We start from the raw sequence: 10,059 nt of genomic DNA, 5'->3' as shown, positions 1-10,059 counted from the left end.
CAGGTGTGATGCGTGCTCAGCCCGTGAGACCGAGTTCGCGTAGAGCGTCGGCCGGGTGGTTGCGGTAGTGGTCGTGTGCGGCGGCGTTGTTCTTCCATCCGGCGAGGTGGGCGAGGCTGATCGCCAGGCTGCGGAAGGTGGCGAGGGCTCGGGGCAGACTGCCGGTGCGGGCCCGACAGGCGTCCTCTCCGAAGGTCACGTCTCTGATGAAGTGCTGGGATTCGATGGCCCATTGGTCTCTCACGCAGCGGGCGAGGATGGCCGCGTCGGCGGTCTGGACAGGTGCGGTGGTGATGCCGAGTTCGGCGTCCGCGTGGGTCTTTCCGTCGCCCCGGCCGGTGGTGTACCGCTCCACCAGCAGGGCATGGGTGGCGTGCGGGAAGTTGACCTGGCCGTCTTCCAGTGCCTGGACGCGGACGATGCGGGTCTCGTGGCGGCCGCTGTTGGTCTCCTCGGTACGGACCATGCTGATCTGCGGGTTCGTGGTCTCGTCCCAGTCGAGCGCGTCGAGCCGGGCGAACAGGGCGGCGCGGTTCTCCTTGACCGGGAAGAGTCCGAAGGCGCCGCGTCGGTGCAGGTAGCGGGCGTGATCGGCCACCGTGTGCAGGGCGTCGGCGGTCACGATCGCCCCGGTGATGTCGGCGATCAGGTCGAGGGCGGCGGTGAAGTGCACGGTCTCGTGGGGCTTGTGGCGCATCTCGCGCTGGGCGAGCATCACGCCGGGATCGACCTGGTAGACGCCGAGCAGGTGAAGCTGCAGGCCGTCGGCGTCGCGGGCGCCGCGAACCGTCTTGCCGTCCGCGGCCAGCTGCAGCAGGGGCGGATCTCCCGCGATTCCGGCCAGCGGGTCGGCGGCGTGGGTCTGTACGAAGGTGCCGACGGCCGCATCGAGTGCGTCGGCGTCGATCCGGGCAAGGGTGCGGGTGAGCGTGGTGGCCACCGGCAACTGCGCCGGATCACCGTCGGGGACTTCGAGTGCGGCCAGGATGCCGGCGCCCTGACCGTTCGCCCAGCGGATCACACCGCGCACCGAGCGCGCCCCGCACAGCAGGGCGCAGGCCACCAGGCCGAGCAGCATCGGGAGGGGGTGCGTGACCAGGTGCACAGAACGCGGGTCGGGCACGGCGTCGACCGCCTCCAGGAGCGAGGGGAGTTTCGCGGGCGTGCACAACTCCCCGACCCCGACGCCGAGTTGATCGGCGAGTTGACGAGAGGTGGGCAGGGTCGGGCAGGATGGCATACGGGCGCGGCCTTCACGATCTTGCGAGTGGAATCACATGATCATGACGGGCCGCGCCCTTCGACGTTCCCCTGCCCCCGTCCAAGATCCGAGCACGCATCACGCCTGGCGACTGAGGAGGAAGTGAAGGCGTGCCAGGAGATCGGTTCGATGCCGGGCCACTCCACGGACGTGCCGGACCACGAAACGATCATCCGGCTTCCTGCGGTGATGCTGAAGTACATCCCTCGCCCGAACGACAACTGAGAGGCAGCAAGTGCAGCCACCCGCGCGTCATGCACTGGCACGAGCACAGCACTCGGCGGTGCACCTTGAGTTGCGTGACAGCTACATGCTCGATGACCCCGAGTTCATCGCGTGGCAGCAGGGGAAGCGGTTTGACCCCGCCGACCGGTCCTCGTGGTGGGGCGGCTGGCACGACGCGGTGAAAGAGGCAACGGCCCGGGGGGTCGTGGTCCGGCGGCTTCGGGTCGTGTCCGAGCCGATCAGCGACTACATCCGGTACGAGTACGACTGCACGTTCACGAACCTCGCTGCGGGCGAGCTGGTCCGGTGGATGCCCCGACGCCAGACGACGGACCTGGCCTTGCCAGGTACGGACTTCTGGGTCTTCGACGGTACGCAAGCCCTCTTCCACCACTTTACCGGGGACGGGCAGTTGGACGAGGACGGCCGCGAGTACACCGACGACCCCACGAAGGTGAGCCTGTGCACCACGGCCTTTGAGGCGGTGTGGCAGCGGGCCATTCCCCATGAGGAGTACAAGCCGCGCTGACCGGTCACGATCATGGCTGTCTCTCCCTCTTCGAGTGCCCAGCAAGCCCGGCAGGCTCTGGCGAACCGACTCGCTGAGCTCTGCCGGGATGCCGGGCTGAACGGGCGCGATCTCGCCCGGCTGTGCGGATGGCACCCGTCGAAGTCCTCCCGGATCATGAACGCCCGCACGCCCCCGTCCGCCGATGACATCCGGGCGTGGTGCCGGGCGTGCGGCGCGGCGGGGCAGACAGACGACCTGATCGCCTCTCTGCGGACCATCGAGGACATGTGGATCGGCTGGCGGCGCATGGAGCGCGCCGGCCTCAAGCGGGCTCAGGAAGCCCGCCTGCCGCTCTTCGAGCGCACCCACCGGTTCCGCTCCTACTCCTCATGGTTCGTCCCGGGCCTGATCCAGACCCACGGATACACCGAAGCGGTCTTGCGGGCGGTCCAGCGCAGGCGCGTGGAGGTGGACGACGTCGCCGACGCGGTGGCCGTGCGCATGGAGCGTCAGCGCGTCCTCTACGAGGGCGACCGACGGTTCGCGTTCCTGGTCGAGGAATCGGTCTTGCGGAACGGTCTCGGCGGGGCGGACGTGCAGGAGGAACAGCTCAGCCACCTCCTTACGGTCGGCTCCCTGCCCAGCGTCAGCCTGGGCGTCGTGCCCACTTGGACCGATCGGTCCCGGATGCCGGTGGAAGGGTTCTGGATCTTCGACACCGGACAGGTCAACGTTGAGCTTGTCTCCGGCTACCTCACGCTGACCCAGCCGAGCGAGGTTGCCGCGTACGCGGACACATTCACCGAACTGGCCGACATGGCCGTCTATGGAGTGAAGGCCCGCGCGCTGATCACAAGCGCCATTCAGTCGCTCAGGTGACGACTGTGCAACTTCGTGCAATCTCCTGGGAGGTGCAGCTCCGGCGTTCCTAGCGTGGTCGCTACACGGACGACACGAGGAGCGGGGCCGTGAGGCGATCACGTATGCGCAATGCCCGGTAGAGCTGCCGTTGCGAACAGACCCGGAGCCCGTACCAGTGGCCGGCTGCGGGGTCTGCGCCGCCCTGGCCGCACAGCGCCGGGCAGCCCGTCTTCGGGGCGACCACTCCACGGTCAGCGATTGCAACGTGGAGCTCCGGAACCACCCGCACCCCAAGGAAGCGGTATGACCGTGAGAGCCGTGCTCCGCTACGTCAGCTACGTCATGCACCGCCACCCCTCGGCGGAGACGACAGCCACCGCACGGTGCCTGAACCCGGACTGCCAGTGGTCTGCCGCGCCGACCGGGAACGCGGACGTGTGCACCGACATGTGTATCGAGCACACGGGCCGAACCGGTCACATGACCTTTTTGCGGGAGTTCTCGGAGATCGCCGTGGTCGAGCGTGCCCAGTGATGGGGGTCAGTCGCCGACCTGGTGTTCCACGCGGTGGCGGATGTACTCGTCCGGATGAGACCGGGCTGTCGCCACCGCCGCATCCACCAGGTCGTGCAGCTCCGGCGGATAGACCGACTTCCGGAGCGATAGCCCTGGCAGGATGCAGCGCCGGACGTCCACGTGCTCGTTGCTCACGAACTCGCGCAGAGCAGCCTCGTTCCACTCGGCGACCACGGCCGAGCCGTCATCGGTCTCCGGCTGGCTGGCGGCTCCGCCGTTCTCCGCCCGCACGACGGGCATCCGCAAGGGCAAGGCTGACCAGTACCAGGCGCGCGCGGCGCCTGCCCGCTCAAGGTCTGTGCCCGTTCGCAGGTACCCGAGCAGCGCGACCTGGACGCGCCTGGGCCCGAATGCGTTCAGCGCGGGCTCAAGGAACACGCGATTGAAGCTCGGGTCGGGGTCGTGGACGGCCGCCCTGATCAACGCGTCGAACGACTCTCCGGAAACCGTCAGGCCCTGCCGGCAGGCCTTGCGCACTGCCGTACGGACCCGTGACACCCAGGCCCCCCGATCGTCGGACTCCGACTCGGGAGCAAGGTCGAGTGACAGGGCGCGCACGGCGTCCGCCAAGCACTCAGCGAATGCCTCCCGCCGCTGCTCCGTACGTCCCGGCAACGCCATGAATCCCGCTGCCGCCCCCGCTGCCCTGTCGGCTGCCGTCCCGTTCCCGTCCACAGCCATCCGCCGCCCCCTGTGTCGTAGGCACTGCCGTACGCGTGTGATCCGACCTTCATACCAGGATGGCAAGCTTGAAGGATGAACGATGCTGCCCAGGCGCCCACCCCCGCGCCCGCACCCCGCAAGCGTGCCCGTGTCCGTGCCCCAGAGCTGATCGGCAAGGGTGGCTGGCTGAACACCGGTGGGAAAGAGCTCACCCTCGCCGACCTGCGAGGTAAGTGCGTTGTTGTGGATTTCTGGACATTTTGCTGCATCAACTGCCTGCATGTCCTCGACGAGCTGCGGGAGCTGGAGGAGAAGCACCGCGACACCGTCGTGATCATCGGCGTGCACTCGCCGAAGTTCGTCCACGAGGCCGAGCACCAGGCCGTGGTCGACGCCGTCGAGCGGTACGGCGTCGAGCACCCCGTGCTGGACGACCCGGAGCTCGCGACGTGGAAGCAGTACGCCGTACGGGCCTGGCCGACGCTCGTCGTGATCGACCCGGAGGGGTACGTCGTCGCGCAGCACGCGGGCGAGGGCCACGCCACCGCGCTCGCCAGGCTGGTCGCCGAGCTGGAGGCCGAGCACGAGGCGAAGGGCACGCTGCGGCGTGGCGACGGGCCGTATGTGCCGCCGGAGCCGGTCGCCACGCACCTGCGCTTCCCGGGCAAGGCGCTGGCCCTCGAGTCCGGTGGCTTCCTGGTGTCCGACACGACCCGCCATCAGCTCGTCGAGCTCGCCCCGGACGGGGAGACCGTCGTGCGGCGCGTCGGGAGCGACGAGCGGGGTTTCGTCGACGGGGGCGCCGACGTGGCGCGGTTCAGTGAGCCGCAGGGGCTCTGCCTCCTCCCCGACGGGCGTGTCGTCGTCGCCGACACCGTCAACCACGCCCTCCGCCTGTTCGACCCGGTGAGCGGTGCGGTCTCGACGCTCGCCGGGACCGGGGCGCAGTGGATGCAGGGTTCCCCGACCGCCGGGCCCGCGCGCGAGGTGGCCCTGTCGTCGCCGTGGGACGTGGCCTGGTGGCAGGACCGGGTGTGGATCGCCATGGCCGGTGTCCACCAGCTGTGGGCGTACGACCCGGAGGCCGGCACCGTGGAGGTCGCGGCCGGGACCACCAACGAGGGGCTCGTCGACGGGCCCGCCGCCGAGGCGTGGTTCGCGCAGCCGTCCGGTCTCGCCGCCACCGACGACCGCCTGTGGGTCGCCGACTCCGAGACCAGCGCGCTCCGGTGGGTCGATCCCGAGGGCGCCGTCCACACCGCTGTCGGCACCGGCCTGTTCGACTTCGGGCACCGCGACGGTGCCGCCGACCAGGCCCTGTTCCAGCACCCTCTGGGCGTGACCGCCCTCCCGGACGGCTCGGTGGCCGTGTCGGACACGTACAACCACGCCCTGCGCCGCTACGACCCGACGAGCGGAGAGGTCACCACGCTCGCGACCGACCTGCGCGAGCCCAGCGACGCCGTTCTCGTCGGCGACGACATCCTGGTCGTCGAGTCGGCCCGGCACAGGCTGACCCGGCTGCGCCTTCCCGAGGAGGCCGTCCAGGTCGCCGCCGTCGCCCACCGCACCCAGCGCGAGGCGACCGCGATCGCGCCCGGCCCCCTCCGTCTCGACGTCGTCTTCCACGCCCCGACGGGGCAGAAGCTGGACGAGCGGTACGGGCCTTCGACGCGGCTCCTGGTCTCGTCCACGCCGCCCGGGCTGCTCGCCGACGGCGGCGGCAGCGGCACGGACCTCTTCCGTGAGCTGAAGCTGGACCCGGAGGTGACGGAGGGCGTCCTGCACGTCTCAGCGATGGCCGCCTCCTGCGACGACGACCCGGAGAACGAGTACCCGGCCTGCCACGTCCACCAGCAGGACTGGGGCGTCCCCGTCAAGGTCACGGAAGGCGGCGCCACCCGCCTGCCCCTCATCCTCGCGGGCCTCGACGCCTAGGAGGCACCGACCGGGGGAGGGTCGCTCGGGGCGGGCACGATGCCGGCACGGTCGGTGTCACGGTGGTGCGTTCGCGGATGTCTCCGCCGGTCTGTGGCCGTCCGATGGTCAGCGCCGGTCCGTGGCTGCCCGGTGGTCAGCCGCGGCCGTGGTCCTCGTACGGGTCCGGGTCGACGACGGTCGGTGCGACCGGCGGGACCACCGCCCTGCGCCGCCGGGCGATGCTGGTGTACGCGGCGACGCCGATCAGGCCGACCGCCATCATGATCAGCCCCGCGACGTCCAGGTTGAGGCCACTGACCTCCCAGTCCGCCGCGAACGTGAGGATCGCGCCGGCCGCGATGAGCAGTAGGCAGCCGCCCAGGCCCATGGTGTGCCTCCTCGGTGCTTGTCGGGTGTCCGAAGCGTCGCGAGTACCCGAAAAGGGCCCCGCAACGCTCCGGCAGACAAGGTCACTTGAGGAAGGAGACCAGGGCGTTCGCGAGGAGGAACGGGTCGTCTGCGCCGCACAGTTCGCGCGCGCTGTGCATGGACAGGCAGGCGACGCCGATGTCGACGGTGCGGATGCCGTGCCGGGCGGCGGTGATCGGGCCGATCGTCGTGCCGCACGGCATGTCGTTGTTGGAGACGAACGACTGCCACGGCACGCCGGCGTCCTCGCACGCCGCCGCGAAGACGGCGCGGCCGCTGCCGTCCGTCGCGTACCGCTGGTTGACGTTGACCTTGAGGATGGGGCCGCCGTTGGGGCGCGGGTGGTGCGTGGGGTCGTGTCGCTCGACGTAGTTGGGGTGGACGGCGTGGCCGACGTCGGACGACAGGCAGACGGTGCCGGCGAAGGCGCGGGCGCGGTCCTCGTAGCCGCCGCCGCGGGCGAAGACGGATCGTTCCAGCACGGTGCCGAGGAGCGGGCCCTGGGCGCCGGTGTCGGACTCGGAGCCGTTCTCCTCGTGGTCGAAGGCGGCCATGACGGGGATGAACCGGGGCTCTTCGTCGGCGGTCGCGACGGCGGCGAGCGCGGCCGTGCAGGCGTGCACCGAGAGGAGGTTGTCGAGGCGCGGGGCGGCCAGCAGTTCGCGGTCGCGGCCAAGGTAGGCAGGCGGTTCGACGGAGTGGACCATGAGGTCCCAGCCGGTCACGTCCTCGGCGTCCAGGTCGTTCTCGTCCGCGAGGAAGCGGATGAGGTCGCCCTCGCGGACGTCGTCGCCCAGGCCCCAGATGGGCTGCATGTGGCGCTGCCGGTCCAGCTTGAGGCCCTCGTTGGCCTTCCGGTCCAGGTGGATGGCGAGCTGGGGTACGCGCAGCAGCGGCCGGTCGACGTCGACGAGGCGGTGGCTGCCGTCGCGGAGGGTGAGCCGGCCCGCGAGGCCGAGGTCGCGGTCGAGCCAGGAGTTCAGCAGCGGCCCGCCGTAGATCTCGACGGCGACCTGGCGCCAGCCGTGCGTCCCGCTGTCGGGCCGCGGCTTGACCCTGAGGTTCGGCGAGTCCGTGTGCGCGCCCACGATCCGGAACGCGGTGTGCGGGGTGGCGCCCTCCGGCACGTACCACGCGATGATCGCGCCGCCGCGGATCACGTACTTGCCGCCCGTCCTCCCGTCCCACGCGTCGGTCTCCTCGACCTGCCGGAATCCGGCCTTCTCCAGCCGCTCGGCGGCGGTCGCCACGGCGTGGTACGGCGAGGGCGAGGCCGCCAGGAACGTCATGAGGTCGTCGGTGTGGCCGCGGTCGAAGCGGGTGGGAGAGCTGCTCATGCCCACACCATACGGGCGGGTCCGGGGGTCGGGCGCAGGGTTCGGACGGGGCGTTGTCAGTGGTGGCTGCGAGTATCGACAGGGACGACACACCGTTGACCGACGCGTGACCGGAGGTGCACAGGTGAAGACCGTGACGACTGCCTCGGCAGCCTCACCCATGACCGTGCCCGGACCCGCCTGCGCCGCGTGCGAGGGGCCCGGCGCCGAGTGGAGTGTCCCTTTCATGCTGCCGCTCTGCCCGGCCTGCACGAAGGCGGGGACGGGCTCCCCGGACCGGGATCCCGTGCGGCTCGGCGACATCCTGCCGGTCACGGCGGCGGCGCTGCGGGCGTCGGGGAGCGGCGCCCCGGCGCGCGTGCCTGCGCCGCGCACGGGATCGCCGATGACCTGCCGGCACTGCGGCGGGCGGGCGCGCTGGCACCGCACGACGGGCGACCGGTGGGTGGCGATAGAACCGGGCGTGCGCCCGGCGGCCGGGGTGCCGCGCGGCCGCCGCTGGTACATCGCGGGGGACGGCACGGCGGTGAACCTGCGGGGTGCGCTGCCCTCGGACACCTGCCGGGTGAGTCACTTCGACGTGTGCCCGGGGGCGGGAGCGGGAGCCTGGTCGGGGACGGGACGGTTCACGGGGTGATGTTGTGGTTGACGCGGAAGAGGTTGCCGGGGTCGTAGCGGCGCTTGAGCTCCACCAGGCGGTCGTAGTTCTGGCGGTAGTTGGTGCGTACGCGGTCCTGGTCGTCGTCGCTGAGGAAGTTGATGTAGCCGCCCTCCTCGGTGTGCGGGCGCAGCGCCCTGTCGTAGTCGCGGCACCAGGCCACGTTCCGCTCGATGTCGGAGGGGTCGGCGAAGCTGGGGCCGAGGCCGGTGGAGAAGGTGGCGTCGCGATACGCGAAGGCGGTGTCCGTGGGGCCGACACGGTGGCAGGCGCGGTCGATGGGGAAGACGATCGTGTTGGTCTGCATGGAGGGCAGCGTCTGCGCGTAGGTGGTGTGGACGTCGACGGCCCCGTCGGACAGGTCGCGGCTGAAGTTGCCCTTCCAGTAGTGGTAGAGCCCGGCGGGCAGGTCCGCGTCGAACAGGGTGTTGATCACCGGGTACGGCATGCGCTCCACGAACTGGCCGAGTACGGGCCCGAGTCCGCCGAGCCGCGCCCGGATCCGCTCGTCGTCCTGCTCCGGGCCGGTCCAGCAGGTGAGCACCGCGCACAGCGGTCGGCCGTGCCACCGCTCGGGCAGGAAGGGCACGGGCGGGCCGAGCACGAACGCGAAGACGGCGTTGAACGCGTCGGGGGTGTCCGGGTCGGCGATCAGCTCGCGCCAGCGGCGGGCCACGTCGCCGTCGAGCGGATAGAAGGTGGGCCCGCCGAGGATGTCGGCGACGGGGTGGACCCGGTAGAGGAAGGAGACGACGGCGCCGAAGTTGCCGCCGCCGCCGCGCAGCGCCCAGAACAGCTCGGCGTCATGGTCGGCGTCGCAGCGCACGAGGGTGCCGTCGGCGGTGACGACATCGGCGCTGATGAGGTTGTCGCAGGTCAGGCCGTAGCGGCGGGCGAGGTGGCCCATGCCGCCGCCGAGGGTGAGGCCGCCGATGCCGGTCGACGACACGACTCCGCCGGTGGTGGCGAGGCCGAAGGCGTGGGTGGCGTGGTTGAAGTCGCCCCAGGTGCAGCCGCCTTCGGCGCGGGCGGTGCGGTGTTCGGCGTCGACGTGGACGCTCCGCATCCGCCCCAGGTCGAGGACGAGCCCGTCGTCGCAGGTGCCGTGGCCGGTCGCGGCGTGGGCGCCGCCGCGCACCGCGAGCGGCAGGTCGTGGTCGCGGGCGAAGTTCACGGCGGCGATCGCGTCTGCCGCGTCGACGGCGCGGACGACGACGGCCGGGCGGCGGTCGTGCATCGCGTTGTAGACGCGGCGCGCCTCGTCGTAGCGGGGGTCCGACGGGTCGATGACATCTCCGCGCACGGCGTCGCGCAGCGGGTCCAGTGCGGGCACGGTGGGGGAGGGGGTGGAGGAGACGGCGGTGGTCATGACGGGAAGAGCCTTTCCAGTGCGGCGCGCGGGATACCGGCGCCGGTCATGGCGGGGGGGACGGTGGACCGGTGGACGGTCCGGCGGGTGAAGCGGACGGCGGAGGGGGACACGGAGGTGGTCATGACCCCGTTGTAGGACGGGGGCGGGCGTGCGGGCATCGCCGGAACGGCCCATTCGTCGGGTGGGCCGGTGGATGGGCGGAACAGCCCACGCCGTGTACCGGCCGCGGGCCGGGCTGGACACGCA

General features: G+C 71.2%; 12 protein-coding genes. 6 read left to right on the top strand and 6 right to left on the bottom strand.

Features of this window, described 5'->3' with window-relative positions:
- Window positions 1–16 precede the first annotated feature (16 nt).
- Window positions 17–1,240 carry an ISAs1 family transposase gene (locus tag FVS66_RS25800; RefSeq protein WP_149181103.1) on the bottom strand — a complete coding sequence of 408 codons (1,224 nt, stop codon included), beginning with the start codon at window positions 1,238–1,240 and terminating at the stop codon, window positions 17–19.
- Between the two features lie 123 nt (window positions 1,241–1,363).
- Between FVS66_RS25800 and FVS66_RS36260 the strand changes: the two genes are divergently transcribed.
- From FVS66_RS36260 to FVS66_RS25780, 4 genes are all read left to right on the top strand, one after another.
- On the top strand, window positions 1,364–1,486 hold the full coding sequence (locus FVS66_RS36260) for a hypothetical protein (RefSeq protein ID WP_262387212.1): 123 nt from the start codon (window positions 1,364–1,366) through the stop codon (window positions 1,484–1,486).
- A 10-nt stretch (window positions 1,487–1,496) separates the two neighbouring features.
- The gene (locus tag FVS66_RS25795) at window positions 1,497–2,015 is read left to right on the top strand and encodes a DUF6879 family protein (RefSeq protein ID WP_399226305.1); all 519 of its coding nucleotides are present in this window, start codon (window positions 1,497–1,499) and stop codon (window positions 2,013–2,015) included.
- 12 nt (window positions 2,016–2,027) lie between these two features.
- Window positions 2,028–2,876, top strand: coding sequence for a helix-turn-helix transcriptional regulator (locus tag FVS66_RS25790; protein WP_149183607.1), 849 nt, complete (start codon window positions 2,028–2,030; stop codon window positions 2,874–2,876).
- A gap of 285 nt (window positions 2,877–3,161) precedes the next feature.
- Entirely contained in the window at window positions 3,162–3,392 is a 231-nt protein-coding gene (locus FVS66_RS25780; RefSeq protein WP_149183606.1) for a hypothetical protein, read from the top strand.
- Between the two features lie 6 nt (window positions 3,393–3,398).
- Here FVS66_RS25780 and FVS66_RS25775 read toward each other — a convergent pair whose 3' ends face one another.
- Entirely contained in the window at window positions 3,399–4,004 is a 606-nt protein-coding gene (locus FVS66_RS25775) for a hypothetical protein (RefSeq protein ID WP_262387210.1), read from the bottom strand.
- Window positions 4,005–4,190: 186 nt separating this feature from the next.
- Here FVS66_RS25775 and FVS66_RS25770 point away from each other — a divergent pair, with 186 nt between their 5' ends.
- Window positions 4,191–6,035 (top strand): thioredoxin-like domain-containing protein, encoded by a 1,845-nt coding sequence (locus FVS66_RS25770; RefSeq protein WP_149183605.1) that lies wholly within the window; start codon window positions 4,191–4,193, stop codon window positions 6,033–6,035.
- Between the two features lie 136 nt (window positions 6,036–6,171).
- Here the strand turns inward: FVS66_RS25770 and FVS66_RS25765 are convergent, their stop codons facing one another.
- Together FVS66_RS25765 and FVS66_RS25760 are read right to left on the bottom strand one after the other, a co-directional pair.
- Window positions 6,172–6,405: a hypothetical protein gene (locus FVS66_RS25765; RefSeq protein ID WP_149183604.1), complete on the bottom strand. Its 234-nt coding sequence runs from the start codon at window positions 6,403–6,405 to the stop codon at window positions 6,172–6,174.
- Between the two features lie 82 nt (window positions 6,406–6,487).
- Window positions 6,488–7,783: a M18 family aminopeptidase gene (locus FVS66_RS25760; protein ID WP_149183603.1), complete on the bottom strand. Its 1,296-nt coding sequence runs from the start codon at window positions 7,781–7,783 to the stop codon at window positions 6,488–6,490.
- A 133-nt stretch (window positions 7,784–7,916) separates the two neighbouring features.
- Here FVS66_RS25760 and FVS66_RS25755 point away from each other — a divergent pair, with 133 nt between their 5' ends.
- Window positions 7,917–8,420: a DUF6083 domain-containing protein gene (locus FVS66_RS25755; RefSeq protein ID WP_262387209.1), complete on the top strand. Its 504-nt coding sequence runs from the start codon at window positions 7,917–7,919 to the stop codon at window positions 8,418–8,420.
- Here FVS66_RS25755 and FVS66_RS25750 read toward each other — a convergent pair.
- Entirely contained in the window at window positions 8,410–9,810 is a 1,401-nt protein-coding gene (locus tag FVS66_RS25750) for an FAD-binding protein (RefSeq protein WP_149183602.1), read from the bottom strand. The two genes, FVS66_RS25755 and FVS66_RS25750, sit on opposite strands and share 11 nt — an antisense overlap.
- On the bottom strand, window positions 9,807–9,935 hold the full coding sequence (locus tag FVS66_RS36250; RefSeq protein WP_262387208.1) for a hypothetical protein: 129 nt from the start codon (window positions 9,933–9,935) through the stop codon (window positions 9,807–9,809). The genes FVS66_RS25750 and FVS66_RS36250 overlap by 4 nt, the downstream gene beginning before the upstream one ends.
- Between the last annotated feature and the right edge of the window lie 124 nt (window positions 9,936–10,059).

The organism is Streptomyces sp. TRM49041 (genome assembly GCF_008271805.1).
Taxonomy (GTDB): Bacteria; Actinomycetota; Actinomycetes; order Streptomycetales; family Streptomycetaceae; genus Streptomyces.
The sequence above is the reverse complement of the archived record's forward strand: the minus strand, read 5'-3'. Positions and strand labels throughout refer to the sequence as shown.